This window comes from Primorskyibacter sp. S187A, assembly GCF_049800955.1.
Lineage (GTDB): Bacteria > Pseudomonadota > Alphaproteobacteria > Rhodobacterales > Rhodobacteraceae > JAKVBH01.
This window is the reverse complement of record NZ_JBNAGA010000002.1, coordinates 175,410-196,274: the sequence shown is the minus strand read 5'-3', so window position 1 is coordinate 196,274 and position 20,865 is coordinate 175,410. Positions and strand designations below refer to the sequence as shown.

The 20,865-nt window shown below is 60.4% G+C and carries 22 protein-coding genes; 12 read left to right on the top strand and 10 right to left on the bottom strand.

What is annotated here, in order from left to right; all coding sequences use genetic code 11:
* The first annotated feature begins 29 nt into the window (after window positions 1-29).
* From ACP15S_RS11945 to ACP15S_RS11915, 7 genes are all read left to right on the top strand, one after another.
* Window positions 30-596 carry a helix-turn-helix domain-containing protein gene (locus ACP15S_RS11945; protein ID WP_425039867.1) on the top strand — a complete coding sequence of 189 codons (567 nt, stop codon included), beginning with the start codon at window positions 30-32 and terminating at the stop codon, window positions 594-596.
* Window positions 597-605: 9 nt separating this feature from the next.
* Window positions 606-1,229 (top strand): LysE family translocator, encoded by a 624-nt coding sequence (locus ACP15S_RS11940; RefSeq protein WP_425039866.1) that lies wholly within the window; start codon window positions 606-608, stop codon window positions 1,227-1,229.
* Window positions 1,226-1,603, top strand: coding sequence for a GFA family protein (locus tag ACP15S_RS11935; RefSeq protein WP_425039865.1), 378 nt, complete (start codon window positions 1,226-1,228; stop codon window positions 1,601-1,603). The genes ACP15S_RS11940 and ACP15S_RS11935 overlap by 4 nt, the downstream gene beginning before the upstream one ends.
* Window positions 1,604-1,605: 2 nt before the next feature.
* Window positions 1,606-4,059, top strand: coding sequence for a GcvT family protein (locus ACP15S_RS11930; protein WP_425039864.1), 2,454 nt, complete (start codon window positions 1,606-1,608; stop codon window positions 4,057-4,059).
* Window positions 4,060-4,088: 29 nt separating this feature from the next.
* Window positions 4,089-5,009, top strand: coding sequence for a homocysteine S-methyltransferase family protein (locus ACP15S_RS11925; RefSeq protein ID WP_425039863.1), 921 nt, complete (start codon window positions 4,089-4,091; stop codon window positions 5,007-5,009).
* A 99-nt stretch (window positions 5,010-5,108) separates the two neighbouring features.
* Window positions 5,109-7,544, top strand: a complete 2,436-nt coding sequence (locus tag ACP15S_RS11920) for a GcvT family protein (protein ID WP_425039862.1) — start codon at window positions 5,109-5,111, stop codon at window positions 7,542-7,544.
* Between the two features lie 235 nt (window positions 7,545-7,779).
* Window positions 7,780-8,205, top strand: coding sequence for an ester cyclase (locus tag ACP15S_RS11915; protein WP_425039861.1), 426 nt, complete (start codon window positions 7,780-7,782; stop codon window positions 8,203-8,205).
* 244 nt (window positions 8,206-8,449) lie between these two features.
* Here ACP15S_RS11915 and rnc read toward each other — a convergent pair whose 3' ends face one another.
* The 8 genes from rnc to folK form a co-directional block, all read right to left on the bottom strand.
* Window positions 8,450-9,133: a ribonuclease III gene (gene rnc / locus ACP15S_RS11910; RefSeq protein ID WP_425039860.1), complete on the bottom strand. Its 684-nt coding sequence runs from the start codon at window positions 9,131-9,133 to the stop codon at window positions 8,450-8,452.
* Window positions 9,134-9,139: 6 nt separating this feature from the next.
* Window positions 9,140-9,976, bottom strand: coding sequence for a signal peptidase I (gene lepB / locus ACP15S_RS11905; protein ID WP_425039859.1), 837 nt, complete (start codon window positions 9,974-9,976; stop codon window positions 9,140-9,142).
* A 67-nt stretch (window positions 9,977-10,043) separates the two neighbouring features.
* On the bottom strand, window positions 10,044-10,445 hold the full coding sequence (acpS, locus tag ACP15S_RS11900) for a holo-ACP synthase (RefSeq protein ID WP_425039858.1): 402 nt from the start codon (window positions 10,443-10,445) through the stop codon (window positions 10,044-10,046).
* On the bottom strand, window positions 10,442-11,182 hold the full coding sequence (locus tag ACP15S_RS11895; RefSeq protein ID WP_425039857.1) for a pyridoxine 5'-phosphate synthase: 741 nt from the start codon (window positions 11,180-11,182) through the stop codon (window positions 10,442-10,444). Before ACP15S_RS11895 ends, acpS begins: the two co-directional genes overlap by 4 nt.
* Before the next feature lie 84 nt (window positions 11,183-11,266).
* On the bottom strand, window positions 11,267-11,944 hold the full coding sequence (locus tag ACP15S_RS11890) for a DUF2062 domain-containing protein (RefSeq protein ID WP_425039856.1): 678 nt from the start codon (window positions 11,942-11,944) through the stop codon (window positions 11,267-11,269).
* A gap of 9 nt (window positions 11,945-11,953) precedes the next feature.
* Window positions 11,954-14,092, bottom strand: a complete 2,139-nt coding sequence (locus ACP15S_RS11885; RefSeq protein ID WP_425039855.1) for a RelA/SpoT family protein — start codon at window positions 14,090-14,092, stop codon at window positions 11,954-11,956.
* Window positions 14,093-14,118: 26 nt separating this feature from the next.
* Entirely contained in the window at window positions 14,119-14,475 is a 357-nt protein-coding gene (gene rpoZ, locus ACP15S_RS11880; protein ID WP_425039854.1) for a DNA-directed RNA polymerase subunit omega, read from the bottom strand.
* A gap of 79 nt (window positions 14,476-14,554) precedes the next feature.
* Entirely contained in the window at window positions 14,555-15,163 is a 609-nt protein-coding gene (folK, locus tag ACP15S_RS11875) for a 2-amino-4-hydroxy-6-hydroxymethyldihydropteridine diphosphokinase (protein ID WP_425039853.1), read from the bottom strand.
* 89 nt (window positions 15,164-15,252) lie between these two features.
* On the opposite strand from folK, the gene ACP15S_RS11870 reads away from it, so the two are divergent.
* Complete coding sequence (locus ACP15S_RS11870; protein WP_425039852.1) at window positions 15,253-15,825, top strand: NYN domain-containing protein; 573 nt, start codon at window positions 15,253-15,255, stop codon at window positions 15,823-15,825.
* A 34-nt stretch (window positions 15,826-15,859) separates the two neighbouring features.
* On the opposite strand, the gene ACP15S_RS11865 is transcribed toward ACP15S_RS11870, so the two are convergent.
* Complete coding sequence (locus ACP15S_RS11865; protein ID WP_425039851.1) at window positions 15,860-17,083, bottom strand: MFS transporter; 1,224 nt, start codon at window positions 17,081-17,083, stop codon at window positions 15,860-15,862.
* Window positions 17,084-17,199: 116 nt separating this feature from the next.
* On the opposite strand from ACP15S_RS11865, the gene ispH reads away from it, so the two are divergent.
* From ispH to rnhA, 4 genes are all read left to right on the top strand, one after another.
* The gene (gene ispH, locus ACP15S_RS11860; protein ID WP_425039850.1) at window positions 17,200-18,150 is read left to right on the top strand and encodes a 4-hydroxy-3-methylbut-2-enyl diphosphate reductase; all 951 of its coding nucleotides are present in this window, start codon (window positions 17,200-17,202) and stop codon (window positions 18,148-18,150) included.
* Window positions 18,151-18,251: 101 nt separating this feature from the next.
* Window positions 18,252-18,707, top strand: coding sequence for a DUF3429 domain-containing protein (locus ACP15S_RS11855; RefSeq protein WP_425039849.1), 456 nt, complete (start codon window positions 18,252-18,254; stop codon window positions 18,705-18,707).
* On the top strand, window positions 18,701-19,300 hold the full coding sequence (locus ACP15S_RS11850) for a class I SAM-dependent DNA methyltransferase (protein WP_425039848.1): 600 nt from the start codon (window positions 18,701-18,703) through the stop codon (window positions 19,298-19,300). Before ACP15S_RS11855 ends, ACP15S_RS11850 begins: the two co-directional genes overlap by 7 nt.
* Window positions 19,301-19,309: 9 nt before the next feature.
* On the top strand, window positions 19,310-19,762 hold the full coding sequence (gene rnhA / locus ACP15S_RS11845) for a ribonuclease HI (RefSeq protein WP_425039847.1): 453 nt from the start codon (window positions 19,310-19,312) through the stop codon (window positions 19,760-19,762).
* Between the two features lie 55 nt (window positions 19,763-19,817).
* Here the strand turns inward: rnhA and ACP15S_RS11840 are convergent, their stop codons facing one another.
* Window positions 19,818-20,843 carry an NAD(P)/FAD-dependent oxidoreductase gene (locus tag ACP15S_RS11840; protein WP_425039846.1) on the bottom strand — a complete coding sequence of 342 codons (1,026 nt, stop codon included), beginning with the start codon at window positions 20,841-20,843 and terminating at the stop codon, window positions 19,818-19,820.
* Window positions 20,844-20,865: the final 22 nt, after the last annotated feature.

The following is a 20,865-nucleotide window of genomic DNA, read 5'->3' as shown; positions in this document are numbered from 1 at the left end:
AGATTTTTTTCACGAGCTTTGCCACCGACATGGATCAAAATCCTTTTGTAGGAAGCCTTGGAGCCGATTTGCGCGCGTTGCGCAAGGCGCGCGGACTGACGCTTGCCGACTTGGCAGCCGCACTCGATCGGTCCGTCGGTTGGATGAGCCAGGTCGAACGGGATATGTCGGCGCCTTCGATCAATGATCTGCGCGCGATTGCGCAGTGTCTCGATGTGCCGGTCTCCATGCTGTTTGGTCAACCGGCCGGGCCCGCGCATGAGGTTGGGTTCGTTGTCAGAAAGACAGCGCGCCGCCCCTTGGGCAGCGGCGATGCGGGGCTGATTGAGGAACTGCTGTCGCCGGATTTCACGGATGATTTCGAAGTGGTGCACTCGACCTTCGAAGCGGGCGCTGAGCTTGCGGAGCCTGTGTCTCGCCCGACACAGGAGCTGGGGTACCTCCTGTCCGGACGGTTGGATATCGAGATCGATGGGCGTTGGCATCAGATTGAGACGGGAGATAGTTTTCGCATCAAGGGTCATCCGTTTCGATGGTCCAATCCATACCCTGACCCCGCCGTTGCGCTGTGGGTCATTGCGCCGCCTGTTTATTGAAGGTGTGAGATGAGCTGGGAGGGATGGATCATCTTTGCAGGGTTCTGGATCGTCTTCGTGACGACACCCGGGCCAAACGCGGTGAACTGCGTGCAAAACGGCATGACTTTTGGCTTTCGAAAGAGCCTCTGGGGCGTTGCCGCGATCCTGACGCAAGCCACGGCCTTTCTTTTGTTGTCCGCCGCAGGGGTCACGGCATTGCTTGTGTCCTCCCCGACGGCTTTCCTGCTCGCGAAATGGGTGGGCGCGGGGTTTCTCATATGGCTCGGTCTCCGCGGTTGGCTGACGGCATCCCGAGCGATCGCGACACAAGCGCAACCGCCTGTTGCAATCTACCGCCACGCCCTCGCCGTTGCCGTGATCAACCCCAAGTCGGTGGCTGGGTATCTTGCGGCGTTTTCGCAATTCGTTGAGCCGGGTGTTCCCATCTGGTCGCAGATGCTCCTGATCCTGCCGACGGCGCTGACGATTACGGCAGCCAGCTACATCACATACACGGCGCTCGGCGCAGGGCTGGGGCGGAGCGCTCTGAAGGCCATTGTGAACGTCTGGCTACGCCGGGCGCTCGCGGTTTGCTTCATCATCTACGGCGCGCTCTTGGGCGCCTCACATACGCCGGAGGCAATTCGATGAGCATCAAAGGGTCCTGTCTCTGCGGCGCGGTGACGTATACCGCCACGGGAAAAATTGGCGCGCCGGCTGTGTGTCACTGCACGCAATGTCGCAAACAATCCGGGCATGCCTGGGCCTCTGCCTATTCGGAAGATGGCACATTGGAGATCCATGGCACCGTCACTTGGTTTGCCTCGTCTGACGAAGCGCGGCGCGGGTTTTGCCCCAAATGCGGCTCTGCGCTGTTTTGGAAACACGAAGACGATCCTTTCACCTGTTTTTCGACAGGGTCCATCGATGGCCCGACAGGGTTGCAGTTGCGTGGCCACATCCACACGGCAACCAAGGGCGATTACTACGAGATAGCGGCAAGTGAGCCGCAAAGGGAGAACTGAGAATGAGCGATTTTCCAACAACAGCCCGGGTGGTCATTATCGGTGGCGGCGCTGTAGGGGTCTCGAGCCTCTATCACCTTGCGAAAATGGGCTGGACCGATTGCGTCTTGCTGGAGAAAAACGAGCTGACCGCCGGCTCCACATGGCACGCAGCGGGCAATTGCCCCAACTTCTCCACCTCCTGGGCCGTGCTCAACATGCAGCGCTACTCGCTCGAGATGTACCGCACGCTCGCCCAGGACGTCGACTACCCGATGAACTACCACGTCACCGGCGCGCTCCGGCTGGGCCACACCAAAGAGCGCCGCATGGAGTTTGAGCGGGTCATGTCCATGGGCCGCTATCAGGGGCTTGAGCTGGAAATGCTCTCCCCCGATGAAGCCAAGAAAATGTACCCCTTTCTTGAGACCCATGACCTGCAAGGCATCCTCTGGGATCCGATGGACGGCGATATCGATCCCGCACAGCTGACCCAGGCCATGGCCAAAGGCGCCCGCGATCTCGGCGCCAATATCCAGCGCTTCTGCCCCGCCACCGGCGTGAGCAAGAACGACGCGGGCGAATGGGTCGTGCATACCGATAAAGGCGACATCACCTGCGAATACGTCGTCAATGCTGCGGGCTACTACGCCCAGCGGGTCGGCGAATGGTTCAAGCCGTTCGGTGGGCGCACCGTGCCTCTCGCCGTGATGAGCCATCAGTATTTCCTGACCGAGGAAATCCCCGAAATCGCCAAATGGACCAAGGAGAATGGCCGCAAACTGCCCATGATCCGCGACGTCGACAGCTCGTACTACCTGCGTCAGGACAAAAACGGTCTCAACCTCGGGCCTTACGAGCGCAATTGCAAAGCCCATTGGATCACGCCGGATGATCCCATGCCCGAGGATTTCTCCTTCCAGCTCTACCCCGACGATCTCGAACGCCTCGAATGGTATATCGAAGATGCCATGGGTCGCGTGCCTGTGCTGGGCACCGCTGGCGTGGGCCGCAATATCAACGGCCCCATCCCTTACGCGCCCGATGGCCTGCCGATGATCGGCCCGATGCCCGGCGTCAAAAACGCGTTTGAGGCCCATTCCTTCACCTTCGGCATCGTCCAGGGCGGCGGCGCAGGCAAAACGCTGGCGGAATGGATCGTCGAAGGCCAGACCGAATGGGACATGTGGGCGGTCGATCCCCGCCGCTACACCGATTACACCGACAACGACTACTGCATCGCCAAGGCGCTGGAGACCTATGGCCACGAATACGCGATGCACTTCCCGCATCACGAATGGCCCGCAGGCCGCGACAAGAAGCACTCCGCCGCCCATGATCAGATCCTCGCCCAAGGCGGGGTGATGGGCGCCTACAACGGCTGGGAGCGCGCCAATTGGTTCGCAAAGGAGGGCGACGATACCTCCGAGGCCAGCACCGAGACATGGGACCGCGAAGGCCCCTGGACGATCCGCGTCAAGGAAGAGGTCGAAAATGTGCGCGACAATGTCGGCGTGCTCGATCTGTGCGGCTTCTCGCGCTTCGCGCTCTCCGGGGCGGGCGCGGCCGAATGGCTGCGTGGCCGCATCGCTGGCGCGCTGCCCAAGGCGGGCCGGATGAACCTGGGCTACTTCCCCGACGCCCGCGGCCGCATCCTCACCGAGATGTCGATCATCCGCCACGCCGAGGACGACTTTACCCTCATCACAGCCGCCGCCGCCCAATGGCACGACTACGAGGTGCTCTGGCGCGCGGGCCTGCCCGACGGCGTGACCCTGACCGACAAAACCCGCGAGGTCTCGACGCTGATCGTCACCGGCCCGAAATCCCGCGCGCTCTTCGAGGCGATGGACACACAGGCCGATCTCTCGCTCGGCTGGCTGACCCATCAGGACGCCACCGTCGCTGGCATCGCCTGCCGTCTGGTCCGCGTCTCCTTCGCGGGCGAGCTCGGCTGGGAGATCCACGCCCCTGTGGCCGATATCCCCGCGCTCTACAAAGCCGTGCTCGCGGCGGGCGCCAAACCCTTCGGCATGTTCGCCCTCAATTCCATGCGAATCGAAAAAGGCTACCGCGCATGGAAAGGCGACCTCTCGACGGATTACTCGCTCTTCGAAGGCGGTCTCGGCCGCTTCGTCAAACTCGACAAGCCGCAGGACTTCCCCGGCAAGGCCGCGTTGATGAACGAACAGCAGCAAGGCTCCAAAAAGCGCTTCATCACGCTCAAGATCGACGCCGGTCCCTGCGATGCGCCCTATATGTCCACGCTCAGCCATGACGGCGAGGTCGTAGGCGAGACGACATCGGGCGATTGGGGCTACCGCGTCGGCGCCTCCATCGCGCTGGGCATGGTGCGCGCCGATCTGGCCGTGCCGGGCACCGAGCTCGAGGTCGACATCTACGGCGAGCGCTGCCGCGCCGTCGTGCAGGAAGACCAGCCGCTCTGGGATCCGGACAACGAGCGTTTGCGTGCCTGATGACCCACGCAGAACCGAAGGAGACTTGAATGTCTGAGATTACTCTCCTCGACGGGGGGATAGGCCAGGAGCTCATCCGCCGGTCTGGTCAACCCGCAGCGCCCCTTTGGTCGACGCAGGTGATGATCGATCATCCCGGTCTCGTGGCTCAGGTGCATAAAGACTATGGCGCGGCTGGTGCGACTATTGCCACAACAAACACCTATGCGATCCACCGTGACAGGCTGCGCGGCGGTAGCTCCAATCACTATGCAAGCGACGGGATCGAGCTGCCCAACCGCGAAGCTGAATTCGAGAGCTTGCTTGACGCTGCATTGAACGAGGCGGCGTCGGGCCGCGGCTCGCAACGGATTGCGGGCTCCATAGGCCCCCTTGGGGCCAGTTACCGCGCTGATTTGCATCCCGAATTCGGAGCGGCTTTGCCTGTCTACACAGAGATTGCCGGAATTTTGGCGCCGCGCTGCGATTTGTTGATTTTTGAGACGATCGCTTCACTGGATGCCGCCAAAGCCTGCCTCGCGGCGGGCCGGACCACAGATCGACCCGTTTGGCTCGCCTTTACCGTGGATGATGAGGACGGAAGCCTCTTGCGCTCGGGCGAACCGCTGGCCGAAGCGGCTGTGATTGCGCGGGAGGCTGACGCGGCTCTGGCCAATTGTTCGGCGCCCGAAGTCATGCCCGCCGCTCTTGATGCGCTTGCACGTTGCGGCAGCCCTATCGGCGCTTATGCCAATGCCTTTACGATGATCACGAAGGCCTTCCTTGAAGGCGGTACAACAGCGTCTGATCTCTCGTCGCGCGAGGACATGGTGCCCGAGATCTATGCCAACCATGCAATGTCCTGGCTGGATCACGGCGCGTCCATTCTGGGCGGATGCTGTGAAACCGGGCCCGCGCATATCGCAGAAATCGCGCGGCGCCTGCATGCGGAGGGGCATGACATTGTCTGATCCATTTCTTTCCTCTTGCCATAAGTATCCCGGGGGTCTGGGGGCAGAGCCCGCAGCCGGTCGGGCGCGTCAGCGTTCGAAATCCAAAGGAGCCAAATCATGAACGTTCCCGCGCATGCCCGCGCCGTCATCATTGGCGGCGGTGTTATCGGATGCTCTGTGGCCTACCACCTGACCAAACTTGGATGGACAGATGTCGTCCTGCTCGAGCGCAAACAATTGACCTCTGGTACGACCTGGCACGCCGCAGGCCTGATCGCCCAATTGCGCGCCACGGCCAATATGACCAAACTGGCGCGTTATTCCCAAGAGCTCTACGGCGATCTCGAGGCGGAGACAGGTGTCGCCACGGGCTTCAAGAGATGTGGTTCCATCACCGCCGCCCTGACCAGTGAACGTCTCGAAGAATTGCGCCGGTCCGCGGCGATGGCGCGCGCCTTTGGTGTGGAGATCGAAGAGATTTCGCCCAATGAGATCAAGGAGCGCTACGAACATCTGAACATCGAGGATGTCACAGGCGGTGTCTACCTGCCGCTGGACGGGCAGGGCGATCCGGCCAACATCGCGCTCGCATTGGCCAAGGGTGCACGTCAGCGCGGCGCCAAGGTGATCGAGCGAACCGCAGTCACGGGTGTCACACGCCAAGGGCGCCGGATCTCGGCGGTTCAGTATCAAGACCCCGATGGCCCGGGTGAGATAACCTGTGATACGGTGATCAATTGTGGCGGCATGTGGGGCCGGGAGGTCGGGCAAATGCTGGGCACCTCCGTGCCATTGCAAGCCTGCGAGCATTTCTACATCGTCACGGAAGCCATTGCCGGCCTGACACAACTGCCCGTTTTGCGCGTTCCCGATGAATGCGCCTACTACAAGGAAGATGCAGGCAAGATCCTTTTGGGGGCGTTTGAGCCTGTGGCCAAGCCCTGGGGGCCGATCCCGGCGGATTTCGAATTCGATCAACTGCCGGAAGACTTCGACCATTTCGAGCCGATCCTGGAGGCGGCGGTCAATCGTCTGCCGATGCTGGCGGAAGCGGGCATCCATACGTTCTTCAATGGTCCCGAAAGCTTTACACCCGATGATGCCTATCACATGGGCCTATGCCCGGAGATGGACAATGTCTGGGTCGCGGCGGGCTTCAACTCCGTGGGTATCCAGTCCGCCGGTGGCGCGGGTATGGCGCTTGCGCAATGGATGGCGGACGGCGAAAAGCCCTTTGATCTGGGGGATGTGGACATCGCGCGCAACGCGCCGTTCCAGTCCAACCATCGCTATGTCAAAGAACGGGCTTCCGAAACGCTGGGCCTGCTCTACGCGGATCACTTCCCCTACCGCCAAAAGGCCACGGCCCGGGGCGTGCGGCGCACGCCGTTCCACCATCATCTGTTGGAGCAAGGGGCCGTCATGGGGGAACTGGCAGGCTGGGAGCGGGCAAACTGGTTCGCGCGCGATGGCCAGACGCCGGAATATGAATATTCCTGGAGCCGTCAGAACTTCTTTGACAACGTCGCCGAAGAGCATCGTGCCATTCGCGAAAACGTGGGAATGTATGACATGTCCTCCTTCGGCAAAATCCGTGTGGAAGGGCCCGACGCGGAGGATTTTCTCAACCACGTTTGCGGCGCGCAGATGGCGGTGCCAACGGGCAAGATCGTCTATACTCAATTCCTGAACCAGCGTGGCGGGATCGAAGCGGATGTGACTGTCACGCGGCTGTCGGACACGGCTTACCTCGTCGTCACGCCCGCCGCGACGCGTCTGGCGGATCAAACGTGGCTGATGCGCCATGTCGGCGAGTATCGTGTCGTGTTAACCGATGTGACGGCGGGCGAAGCGGTTCTGGCGGTTATGGGACCTCAAGCGCGGACGCTCTTGCAAAAAGTCTCGCCCAATGACTTTTCCAACGCGGCCAACCCATTCGGTACTGCGCAGGAGATCGAGATCGGCTTGGGCATGGCGCGCGTGCACCGCGTTACCTACGTCGGGGAACTGGGCTGGGAAGTCTATGTCTCCGCTGATCAGGCAGGCCATGTCTTCGAGACGCTACATGCGGCTGGGCAAGACGTAGGCCTGAAGCTCTGCGGCATGCACATGATGGACAGCGCCCGCATCGAGAAGGGCTTCCGCCATTTCGGACATGATATCACCTGCGAAGACCATGTGTTGGAGGCGGGCCTCGGCTTTGCCGTGAGCAAGCAGAAACAGGATTTCATTGGCTGTGACGCGGTGCAGCGCAAACGGGATGAGGGGCTCTCCGCGCGCCTGTTGCAGTTCAAACTGACGGATCCTGAGCCTTTGCTCTATCACAACGAACCGGTGATCCGGGATGGCGAGATCGTAGGCTATCTCTCATCAGGTGCCTACGGCCATCATTTGGGCGCCGCGATGGGGCTGGGCTATGTGCCCTGCAAAGGCGAGAGCGCGGAGCAGGTTCTGGCGTCCAGCTATGAGATCGACGTCGCGGGTACACGGGTACGCGCGGAGGCGTCTCTCAAACCCATGTATGATCCGAAATCCGAGCGGGTAAAGGTCTAGTCCGCGCGGCAACCCGCCAGCGATCAGCGAGCGCTGACGGCGACATACGTCGCGCCTAGAAGGGGACAACTTGTTTGGGCTACACAATTCAGGTTGCCGCGCGGAAACTGGTGGCTTCAAGCCCCCACTTGCCCATGCAGCGCAGAACGCATGTCGGCTATTGACCACTCGGTGATGCGCGTAGTTAGACTTTACGCAGAGCTCAACCATTACCCAATCTCGAAGGGCGTCATTCATGCATCCTACAGAAAGAATTGTTCGCCAGTTTCACGAGTCATGGGGCATGCGCGATCCTGACCGCGGAGCAGAAGTCATTTCGGATGATTGCGATTTCGAAGACATCGCGCGTCAAGAAAAACTGACCGGGAAGGAAGCTTACAAAGACGACTACCATCGTTGGCGGGAAGCTTTTCCAGACGGTCTTTGCGAAGTTGAGAACGTCATTGTCAGCCAATGTGGAGAATGGGCAACCGTTGAGTTCCGCAATACTGGTATTCATGCCGGCGTTCTGCGGTCTAGCCTTGGGGATTTTCAACCAACGGGAAAGAAAGCCGAAGTTCGCTATTGCTCTGTGATGAGGGTCAAAGACGGGATGGTTGTCGAAGGCCGGGATTACTATGACAGTGCAACGATTGCCCGCCAATTGGGGTTGGTTGATTGACGCAGTGACTTCTTCCTGACGGGTAAGTCCCGCAGCCTTTTCTGAGAGAGCAGACCTTCGAGTTGTTCGCTTACTGGAGCTCCGCCCGCACACTGGACAATTGCTGAAAATCCCCAGCACAAGCGTCGCGTCGATCCTTCAACGCGGGGCTGTGTGTCTCGCAGGACAAAGCGGCGCTGTCGGGACGAAGTGGAACCGCCAGTTCACTTTGGCTCAAGGTGGGACACAAAAGAACAGAGTTTGCTTAACTGCTCTGCACCTGTTTGAGCAACGCCTTGGCGGCCGCATGTTCGGCAAGGCGCTTGGAGCCGCCAGAAGCCGTGCAACTTTGGCCATCCTGCAAGCGGGCCTCGATTGTAAACTCGGGTGCATGATCGGGGCCGCTGCGGTTGAGCTGAATGTATTGAGGCGGGGGCATGCCGCGCGCCTGCGCCCATTCCTGCAGGGTTGTCTTGGGATCGCGGGCGTCTTCTTCCACGCTGGATATGCGCTTGCCCCAGAGCCTCAGGATGAGGTCGCGTGCAGCGTCGAACCCACTGTCAAGATACACGGCAGCGATCACGGCTTCCATCGCATCCCCAAGCAAGGCCTGTTTGCGGCGCCCGCCCGAGAGCATCTCGGAGCGCCCCAGCTTCAGCGCGTCGCCCAGATCAATCTGGCGGGCCACATCCGCGCAGGTTTCCTTGCGCACCAGCGCATTGTAGCGCGGGGCCAATTGGCCCTCTCGGGCGTCTTCATCCTGGGCCAGAAGCGCCTCGGACATGACGAGACCCAGAACCCTGTCCCCCAGAAATTCCAGCCGCTGATTGTCATCGCGGGTGGAGGAGGACATCGAGGAATGCGTGACCGCGCGCACCAGCAATGCGGGATCGCGAAAGCGATAGCCCAGCTTGTCCTGCAGAGATTTGAGCGCCGCCGAGAGCTTCATCTTGGATCAGTTGATCTTCTCGAAGAAACGGTCACCGCGCCATGTCCAGAAGAAGAGCATGGAGCTGCCCCCCGATGACAGCATCACGCGGTCCGCGCGCCCTATGAGGTGATCATAGGGCACAAAACCCACGCCGCCCGCGATGCTGGGCACACGGCTGTCCGAGGAATTATCGCGGTTGTCGCCCATCATGAAGTAATGCCCGAGGGGCACTGTGTAGACAGGAGTGTTGTCCGAGCCTTGGGTGCCGATGTTGAGGATCTCATGGCTATGGCCACCGGGCAGCGTTTCGATGAACTTCTGCTTGATGCACGTCCCGCCATCACCCACGGGACCATTGGCGCAGCGCGGTCTGTGACCGAATGGCCCTTGCGGCTCTGCCACCTCTTCAAACGCAGGCGCAGGTTGCAGCTGCACAGGCTGATCATTGATATGCAGCACACCGCTGCGCATCTGTACCCGGTCGCCCGGCATCCCGACGATGCGTTTGATGAAATCCCGCCCCGTGACAGGGTGGCGGAAGACAGCCACATCGCCGCGCTCCGGTGTGCCGCCGAGGATCCGTCCGCCATTATCGCGTTTGAGGAAGCCACAGATGTTTTCGGCATCAATGTTCAGGCCAACGGACGGAATGATCACAGACGGGCAGGAGGCATAGGAATAGCCGTAGGCCATTTTGTTCACGAACAGGAAATCGCCAATGAGCAACGTGTCTTTCATGGAGCCCGACGGGATCCAGAACGGCTGGAAGAACAGGGTGCGGAAGACGCCTGCGATCAGCAGCGCATAGACAATCGTCTTGATCGTCTCGACAAATCCGTTGCTCGATTTGGCCTCGGCCATGATGGATGCTCCACTCGTGTTTGAGGCTACATGCGGCGCTGTGGCCGGGGTGTCAACCGCCGCGCGCTCACGTCTTGGGGCGCGCTTCGATGACAACCATCGCCTGCGCCCATGGGTGATCGTCGGTCAGGGTGACGTGGATGATGGCCTCATGCCCGGCAGGGGTCATTTCATCGAGCCGCGTGCGGGCCCATCCCGTGACATCCATCACGGGCTGACCGGTTCGCAAATTGCGCACGGACATGTCTTTCCATGCAATTCCCATGCGCAGGCCCGTTCCCAGCGCTTTCGAGCAGGCCTCTTTTGCAGCCCAGCGTTTGGCATAGGTCCCCGGCGTATCGGCCCGGCGTTCCGCTTTGCGTTGCTCAATCTCGGTAAAAACCCGGTTGCGGAACCTGTCGCCAAAGCGGGCGAGTGTACGCTCGATGCGTTCTATATTTGCAAGATCTGTGCCGATCCCAAGGATCATGCGCGCGCCTCGTCCATCAAGCGACGCATCTCGACAATCGCGCCTTCCAGCCCGGAGAAGATGGCCTCTCCGATCAGAAAGTGGCCGATGTTGAGCTCTTTGATCTCCGGAAGGGCTGCGATGGGTTTCACGGTGTCGAAAGACAGGCCATGACCTGCGTGGACCTCAAGGCCGAGGCCGTGGGCGTAGCTGGCCATCTCACGCATCGCTTCCAGCTCCTTGTCGCGGGTTTCGACATCACCCTCCACATGGGCATCGCAATACGCACCGGTATGCAACTCGATCACTTGCGCACCGATGCGATGCGCAGCGTCGATCTGGCGTTTGTCAGCGGCGATGAAGATGGACACGCGGCAGCCAGCCTCACGGAGCGGCGCGATATAATGGGCCAGCCTGTTCTCCTCGCGCGCGACCTCAAGGCCGCCTTCCGTTGTGCGCTCTTCGCGCTTTTCAGGCACGATGCACACGGCATGCGGTTTGTGGCGCAATGCGATCGCCTGCATCTCTTCGGTTGCGGCCATCTCGAAATTGAGCGGGACGGCAAGCGCGTCCATCAACCGCTCGATATCCGCGTCGCCGATGTGACGGCGGTCTTCTCGCAGATGTGCGGTGATCCCATCCGCCCCGGCCTTCTCTGCGAGTTTTGCGGCCCGAACCGGGTCCGGTACATTGCCGCCGCGCGCATTGCGTACTGTTGCGACGTGATCGATGTTCACACCCAAGCGTTGGTAAGTCATGGCGTCCTCATTCATTTGAACACGAACCTAGAGCGATTCCTGTCAAACGTGAATCGTTTGTTGTTATGAGAATGGCCGACCGCCTCAGTCAGCAGTTCCCGACCTGTCGGCTGGTTTCTTGCCGCCCGGCTTGGCTTGCGCGGCCTTCGACTTCAACGCTTCAAAGCGCGCCTTGATCGCGCCTTTTCGGCGCGCTTGGTAGGCGCGGATCAGCGGCAGCGACACGTAGTAGCAAACCGTGGCGGCGAAAATTCCGGGAAGAATGCCGCCAATCATGTAGGGGTAGAACACGTCATGCCAGAAGACGGTGAGCCCGTGCCAATCGCGTGTGCCGCCAGCCACGTAGGTCCAGAGATTGTAAAACAGATCATTGGCCGCATCGCCAAACTTTTGCCCAAGCGATGTTTCGACATCCATCTGCATCTCGGATCCGAGCAGCCAATGCCCGGTGGTCAACGAGACGATCCCGATGGGCACATAGGTCAGCGGGTTGCCAAAAAAGGTCGATAAGAGCGCGGCAAGCAGGTTCCCGCGCATGACAAATGCGAGAACCCCTGCCACCACGAAATGCAGGCCGTAGAAGGGCGAAAAGGTTGTGAAAACCCCCGCCCATATCCCGCGTGCGATGCGTTCGGGCGGGTCGGGCAAACGGTGCAGGCGATGCTTGACGTATTGCGCAGCGCGGCCCCAGCCCCCTTTGGGCCAAAACAGCTCAAGCAAGGCCCGTCCGGGGGGCTTCCTATCGCGCCGCTTGAACACCAAGCTCCACCTCTATCCGTTCTCGGCGCGTGCGCCGATCTTCGTTTCTTCCTGAACCCGGGTCACCTGCGCCACGTCGCTCTCCGCTTCCAATGCGGTGAGAAGCGAGTGGGCGTGCTCTGTGTCCCTCAGTTCGACGTTGGCATAAAGCCTGTAAAAATCCGGTTTCCGATCCAGAAACTCCAGATCCGAGATATTGGCCTTGTTCTGGCCGATCAATGTGCAAATTCGACCCAGGACACCCGCATCATTGCCAATCGTCAGGTCAAGCGTCACCACATAGCCCGCCGCGTGGTTGCCCTCGCTCCAATGCAGATCCAGCCAGCGATCCGTTTGATCCTCAAAATCGGCCAGCCGATCACAGTCTATCTTGTGTACCACAACACCTTCGCCGCGATAGGTGATGCCGACGATGCGCTCCCCGGGCAAGGCCTGGCAGCATGTGCCGCGCCGGAAGCTCTGACCGGGTTGCAGGCCGATCACTGCACGTGCGGGATCAATCTCTTCGCCTTCTTCGGGCACGAGATCGGGATAGACAGCCTGCACTACGGCGCGCGTTGATATCTCCGCAGACCCCAGCCGGGCCAACAACTCGTTTGCATTGGGGATCCGAAGATTGCGGGCCGCCGTCTCGATCACCTTGTCGGAGACCTTGCGCCCCACATGTTCAAATGCGGCGCGCGCGAGTTCATGGCCCAGCCGGACAAAACGCTCACGGTCCTGCTCGCGCAGCGCGCGGCGAATGGCAGAGCGGGCTTTCCCGGTTGTGGCAATATCGAGCCATGTGGCCTGAGGCGTCTGGCCCTCGGCCGTGATGATCTCAACGGATTGACCGTTTTTCACGCGTGTCCAGAGCGGCACACGCAACCCGTCTACCTTGGCCCCCACGCAGGCATGCCCAATCCGCGTGTGGATGGCATAGGCAAAATCCAGAGGTGTGGCGCCTTTGGGCAGCTTGATCACCTCGCCCTTGGGCGTGAAACAGAAGACCTGGTCGGAATACATCTCGAGCTTGACGGTCTCGAGGAAATCCTCGTGGTCTTCTTCTGTCTCAAATTGCTCGGTGAGGCTGGCGATCCACTTGGCAGGATCGACGGCAAAGGGGTTTTGCGTGCGCACCCCGTCGCGATAAGACCAATGCGCCGCGACCCCGGTTTCTGCCACGTCATGCATCTGCCGTGTCCGGATTTGCACCTCGACACGCTTGCCGTCACGGCCCGAAACGGTTGTGTGAATGGAGCGATAGCCATTGGTTTTGGGTTGGCTCACATAATCCTTGAACCGGCCCGGCACGGCGCTCCATCGCTGGTGAATGGCGCCCAGCGTGCGGTAGCAATCCATGTCGCTCTGCGTAATGATGCGGAAACCATAGATATCGGAGAGGCGCGAGAAGCCGACCTCCTTTTCCTGCATCTTCCGCCAGATCGAATAGGGCTTCTTGGCGCGCCCAAAGACTTCTGCCTCGATCCCTGCTTTTTCCAGCTCCTTGCGCATGTCGCCGGTGATGCGATGGATCACGTCGCCGGTCTCTTTTTGCAGGGTGATGAAGCGGCGGATGATCGAGGAACGACCTTCGGGGTTGAGGACGCGAAATGCCATGTCCTCCAGCTCTTCTCTCATCCACTGCATGCCCATGCGCCCTGCAAGGGGGGCGTAGATGTCCATGGTCTCACGCGCTTTTTGCGCCTGCTTTTCCGTTTTCATGGCCCGGATCGTGCGCATGTTGTGCAAACGGTCCGCGAGCTTGACGAGGATGACCCGCAAATCCCGGGACATCGCCATGAAGAGCTTGCGGAAGTTCTCGGCTTGTTTGGTCTCGGTAGAGGAGAGCTGCAGGTTGGTCAGCTTGGTGACGCCATCCACGAGGCTGGCCACTTCCTCCCCGAACCGCTCGGTCACATCGGCATAACTTGCGCGCGTGTCTTCGATCGTATCATGCAACAGCGCGGTGATGATCGTTGCATCATCGAGCCGCTGCTCTGTCAGGATCGCCGCAACGGCAACAGGATGCGTGAAATAGGGCTCACCGGAATGGCGGAGTTGCCCTTCATGCATGTCCCGCCCATAGGCATAGGCCTCACGGATGAGCGCTTCATTGGTTTTTGGGTTGTAGTTGCGGACAAGCGCGATGAGGTCGTCGTCAGAAATCATCGCTCAGCTCATCCGCAGGGCGCGGTTTACCCTTGCCCTTGTGCTTCCATCAATGCGCGCAAAAGCTTCTCCTCGGAGAGATCATCTTCTTGCGGCTTGTCTGCTGTCTCAGCACCCATGAGAAGCGCCATGCTGTCATCGACAGGCTCATCCACTTCAATCTGCGTCTGGTTCGATTCGATCAGACGCTCGCGGAGTTCATCGGCGCTTTGCGTTTCTTCTGCGATCTCGCGGAGCGCAACGACAGGATTCTTGTCATTATCACGATCCAGCGTAATCGCTGCGCCCGCAGAGACTTCGCGTGCGCGATGAGCAGCAAGCATCACCAGCTCGAACCGGTTTGGAACCTTGTCAACGCAATCTTCAACCGTCACGCGGGCCATCTTAATCTCCGTCGGGTAGATAAATAGAACCCTGCACTTAAGGCTTGACACGCGCGATGACAAGTCAAAAGGCGCTGGTTCACAAGGGGGTGAGACTGTTTTTGTCTTGCTCAGAGAGCGTTTCGTACATCTCGGCGATGCTCAACCCAAAGATGGGGTGCTGCCAAGCCGGCGCAATATCGCGCAGAGGGCCCAGGACAAACGCACGGTCTTGCACGCGGGGATGGGGCAGAATGAGCCGGTCGGGCGCTTCTTTCGCCTGCAATTCCGGGCTCAGGCTGCGCCAATGGTCGTGGATATCGCGGGAGGGCAGGATCTCATCTCCCAGTGCAATCAGGTCCAGATCCAGCGTTCTCTGGCCCCAGCGCATGATGCGTTGGCGTGCAAATGACGCCTCTACGTCGTGCAACAGGCCCAAAATCGCATCGGCGGATGCGTTCCACTGCAAAGTCAGCGCGGCGTTCACGTAATCGGGCCCTGCGTCCCTTGGAAAGCAGGGCGTCTGGAAAAACCGGCTGACGCTTCGAATCAAGGCGCCATTTTGTGCAAGCATGGCAATGGCTTGACGCAATGTCACTGCGGGAGCGCCTACCGGAGATTCCATATTTGCCCCGACGGCAATGAGGGCTAATTTCCCATATTGACGCTGGATTACCCGGCCGGGAGTTAAATTCGTGACTTGTGGCATTGTCACAAAACCTTAAAAGTTAAACTGTCCGCGATCCGATTTCACTCACGGAGACCCGCGCGGGCTAATTCCATTTGGAAGGACATTGAATGTTTTACAAGGACGAACGGCTCGCGCTGTTCATCGATGGATCAAATCTCTACGCGGCTGCAAAGGCGCTGGGGTTTGACATCGACTATAAGTTGTTGCGTCAGGAATTTGTCAGACGCGGCAAACTTGTTCGCGCGTTCTACTACACAGCGCTGCTGGAAAATGAAGAGTATTCGCCAATCCGCCCTCTCGTGGATTGGCTGCACTACAACGGCTTCACCATGGTGACGAAGCCTGCGAAGGAATACACGGACAGCCAGGGCCGCAGAAAAGTCAAAGGCAACATGGATATCGAGCTCACGGTCGATGCCATGGAACTCGCGCCTCGCGTCGACCACATCGTGCTGTTTTCCGGAGATGGGGATTTCCGGCCGCTCGTTGAAAGTCTGCAGCGTCAAGGCGTCCGTGTGTCGGTTGTCTCGACGATCCGCTCACAACCACCGATGATTGCCGATGAACTGCGCCGTCAGGCCGACAACTTCATCGAACTGGACGGTCTGAGAGATGTGATCGGACGGCCGCCACGCGAACCCATGATCTCGCGCGAGCCCGAAGAGCAAGCCGTAGAATAAACCTGATCAAGTCCGCCTCGTGCGGGCTTTTTCATTAGCTGCACCCTGGCAGGTCATGCGCTGCGCGGCCAATGCCCCAAACCATCGTGCCAGTGGCCAAAACGAAATAAGCGGCGATCCAGAAGAACTGCGTCTCAATCCCTATGTCCAGATCGATCAAGGCGCCTGTGAGGCCGGGCCCGAGGGCAGAGCCCAAAACCATGACGGCAGCGGCCAAGGCCTTAATGCTCCCGATATGCGCCGTGCCATAGAACTCGGCCCAAAAAGCGTTGGGCAGCGTCGCATTGGCGCCGGAGGTCAGGCCCAGACAGGCAAAGCCCACGCCCAGCATCCAAAGCGTGTCTGCGAAGCCAAAGGCGACAAAGCCTGCGACCATGGGCAATTGATAAAAGGGCATCAGGCGCGCCGTGCCAAAGCGGTCAATCGCCCAGCCCATGACGCCCATCATCGTGACCGACACAACCGTGAAAACCGGGAAAAAGGCGACAAAAGCCAGATGCGAAATGCCTTTCACGTCGGCGATATGAACCTGATGGAACACGAAGGCGGTGTTGAATGCCGCAGGCCCCAGTATGGCCGGTATCATCGCCCAAAACAGCGGGTGTTGCAGGCTGTCTCGTCGGGTCCAGTGGCGCCCGCCCATGCCGAGAGATGCATTGGATTTTGCGAGATCACGGGGCTGGCGCTCCTGGCGCAACAGAAACAACATCAAAGGCACGGCCAGGAGGCAGATCACAGAGCCCGCCATCCAGATCGATTGCCATGCGACAAGGCCCAGAAGCGATACGACGATCAGGGGCACGAAGGCTTCACCGGCAGAGAACCCAAGAGACGCCACGAAAAGTGCGCGCCCGCGTGTCGCCACATACCAGCGCGCCATGGCCACAACTGCGATATGGGTCATCATGCCTTGCCCCAGAAATCGCAGGGCGAACACAATGAGCGGAAGGGCCCAGACCGCGGGGTTCCAGGCCATGCTCAGACTTGCCAGCGCCAGCGCCACAAGAACGACGGGACCCAGAACGCGCACCCGAAAGATGTCGGTCAACACGCCAGCCCAGATCATGACCACGGCCGAGGCCATCGTTCCCATCATGTAAAGCGCGCCCCATTCGCCATGGCTCAAGCCGAAGTCACGGCGGATGTCGCCTGCAAAGAGCGAGATGAAATAGGTTTGACCAAATCCGGAGAGCAACGTCAGGAGCGCACCGGCGGTCAGGAACCGGATATTGTCGCGAAGGAAGGGGAGCATGCGCATGTGCCTCGCCTTGCACGCAATAGCCTCTTCAAGCAAGGAAAGATCCGCCTATCTCAGGCTTTACGTACCCCGGCGCACGCGCTAGCTGTAAACGCAGATAGACAGGACTTGAGAACATGACCAAACCGCCCCTGACCCTGTACCTCGCAGCCCCCAGAGGATTCTGCGCAGGCGTGGATCGTGCGATCAAGATCGTGGAGATGGCGCTCGAGAAATGGGGCGCGCCGGTCTACGTGCGCCATGAAATCGTGCACAACAAATTTGTGGTGGATGATCTGCGCGCGAAAGGAGCGGTCTTTGTCGAAGAACTCGAGGATTGTCCGGATGATCGCCCGGTGATCTTTTCCGCCCATGGCGTGCCCAAATCTGTGCCCGCCGCCGCACAAGCCCGTGAGATGATCTATGTCGATGCCACCTGCCCGCTCGTGAGCAAGGTGCATATCGAGGCGCAGCGACACTCCGACAATGGCCTGCAAATGATCATGATCGGCCACGAAGGCCATCCCGAGACAGTCGGGACGATGGGGCAATTGCCCGATGGCGAGGTGCTGCTCGTCGAAACGGTCGAAGACGTCGCGCATGTCGATGTGCGCGATCCGGCGAAGCTTGCGTTTGTTACGCAAACAACGCTGTCTGTGGACGATACCAAGGACATCGTCGCGGCTCTGCAAGCGCGCTTCCCGGGCATCGTTGGGCCCCATAAGGAAGACATCTGCTACGCCACGACGAACCGGCAGGAGGCCGTCAAGGCCGTCGCCCCGAAATCTGATGCCATGCTGGTTGTTGGCGCACCGAATTCATCGAATTCCAAGCGTCTTGTTGAGGTCGCCTCACGGGCCGGGTGCAACTATGCCCAACTGGTGCAGCGTGCGTCCGACATCGACTGGCGCGCTCTGGAAGGTATTCGATCCGTCGGTATCACAGCGGGCGCCTCTGCGCCGGATGTTCTGATCACGGAGGTGATAGATGCCTTCCGCGCGCGGTTTGACGCGCAGGTTGAAGTGGTTGAGACCGCGCAGGAAAATGTCGAGTTCAAAGTGCCGCGCGTGTTGCGTCAACCGGCCTGAGCATTTGGGGCGCCCGGGGGGTGCCGCTGCCGTCCTCTTGCCGAAAATGTCCCGGGGGCCTGGGCAGCGCCCCGGTGCCAAGGTTATCCAAGGAGCCAGACGTGTTTCACCAAATCCCGCGTTCCGCGCTTATCCTCGGTCTCGCCGGTGTACTGCCATTTGCCTGGGGGGCCGCGACCTTGCTGTCGCCCGCGCTGGGTCAATGGGGCTTGAGTATGATCGGCCCGCGATTTGTCGGTCCTTATGTCCAGCTCTTTTATGGAACGGTGATTTTGTCGTTCATGTCCGGCGTCCTGTGGGGGTTTGCGACAAAGGCCGATGGCGCACAGGCGGCCACGGGCTATGCGCTCTCAGTCATTCCCGCCCTTTGGGCCTTCTTCATGACAGGCGGCGGCCCAACATCGGCGAGCCTCAACCTGATCACGGGCTTTGCGGGTTTGCTGGTGCTTGATTTTGCCTTCTGGAGATGGGGCCTCGCCCCGCCATGGTGGATGGGGTTGCGCCTTCTGCTGACCGGCCTCGTCGTGATCTGTTTAACGGTAGGAGCGTTATGGTGAGTGATGCGCAGACAATCGGCGTCTATGACGCTCGGGCTGAGGAATATGCCGATCTGACATCAGGCATCGCGCAGGATCCGCGTCTGATCGACTTTATCGAACGCCTGCCAGACGGCGGGCGCGTGCTGGATCTGGGTTGCGGGCCTGGGGCGGCGGCGGCGGTGATGGCACAATCGGGCCGCGATGTTCTCGCCTGGGACGCCTCCCAAGGCATGGTCGAACTTGCGGCGCGCGGCGCAGGCGTCACCGCGCAGCACCGCGTTTTCGATGATCTGGCGGAGTTGGAGGGCGACAGTCTTGCTGGCGTTTGGGCCAATTTCTCGTTGCTGCATGCCTCGCGCGCTGCGCTTCCGGGTTATCTGCGCCAGATCGCCCATACGCTCATGCCGGGCGGTGTCTTCCTTATGGCCGTCAAATCCGGCGAGGGCGAAGAGCGTGATAAAATCGGGCGGCACTACACGTATTTCACCGAAGAGGAGCTGCGCGCCCGGCTGCACGAGGCGGGGTTCACTCCCGTGCGTTTTGATCAGGGCCGTGACACGGGCCTCAGTGGCGAAGATGCGGACTGGATCAGTCTGACCTGTGTGGTGTAAGGGGCGTTCATGACCGAGTTATTTGCCTATACCGACGGCGCGTGTTCCGGAAATCCCGGCCCGGGCGGGTGGGGTGCTTTGATGCAAGCCAAGCGCGCGGGAGAAGTCATCAAGGAGCGTGCGTTGCAGGGCGGTGAGCCGGAGACAACCAACAACCGCATGGAGCTGATGGCAGCGATCTCGGCGCTGGAGGCTCTGGAGCGGGCGTCACGGATCACGATTGTGACGGATTCCGCCTATGTCAAAAACGGTGTCACGAGTTGGATTCACGGCTGGAAACGCAACGGCTGGAAAACCTCCAACAAGAAACCCGTCAAAAATGTCGAGTTGTGGCAGCGTCTGGATGATGCGCAAGCGCGCCATGATGTGACATGGGAATGGGTCAAAGGCCACGCGGGCCACCCGGAAAACGAACGGGCCGATGAATTGGCGCGCGCCGGGATGGCGCCCTTCAAGGGCTGACGTGCGCGCACTTGGCTAAGCTTCGGGATTGCGTATTTTTTGCCAGAAGAAACGATCAGAGCGCTTCGGGAGCGAAGCTCTGAGGAATTGTGTTGCACTGGTTCAGGATCAGCTCAGCCATGACTTCGCCGACCTCAGGCGCAATTCCAAAGCCTATTTTGAAGCCGCCATTGGCGATGTAGGCGCCGTCCCGCATCGGGTGATGGCCTAAAACCGGTGCGCGGGATCGTGCGCGCGGGCGCACGCCGGCCCACCGGGCCAGAACGGGCGCAGTTGCCAGCGCGGGGCACACGGCGACGGCCCGGGTCAGGACGTCATCCAATTGATCATCTGTTTGCGTCGGATTGTCATAGCTCCGCTCTGATGTCGAGCCTATGGCGAGTGTACCGTCGGCGTGCGGGACCAGATGCAGGGCATCGCCAAAGAGTTGAGGGGCGTGGGGTGCGTCGAATTTCAAAAGCGCAGCTTGCCCTTTGACGCCGTTGCCCAGGGTCCGGCCCGCCGCGGCGCTCATGGCGTCGAGGTCATGCACGCCGGTGGCCCAGACCTCTGCGCCCTGCGTGGGGGCGTCCTGCACGATTTCGGTCCCCTTGGCCTGTAGGGCCATGGCCAATGCTTGGGTGGCCTTGCGCGGATGCAGGCGCGCGCTCAGGTTATCGTGAATCCAAAGGCCAGTTGGGCTATGCGGCGCGAACCGCCCGACATCCGAGGTAACCGACCACGAGAACCGGGGGCCCCAAAGCTCTTGGGCTGTCTTTGCGCGTTGCTGCGCCAGCTCGACCGCGTGGTCGTCCGCCAAAGGTTGCAACCGCCCGGTGCGGGCATAGCCCGGGTCCACGCTGGAAATCGCGGAGACCTCCTCCCAGAAGGCTTCCGCACGGACCAAGGCGCGAAACTGAAAATCTTTCTTGTCGTTCCAATTCTCTGGAACATGGGGGGCCAAGGCCCCGACCAGCCCACCGGATGCACCGGCCGCGACGCCAAAGGGGTCGACAACGCGCACTCGCGCGCCGCGCAAGGCACAGGCCCAGGCGACGCTCAGGCCAAAGATACCCGCCCCACGCACCGTTACATCCACCATTGCCAAGCTCGTCTTCCCCAGA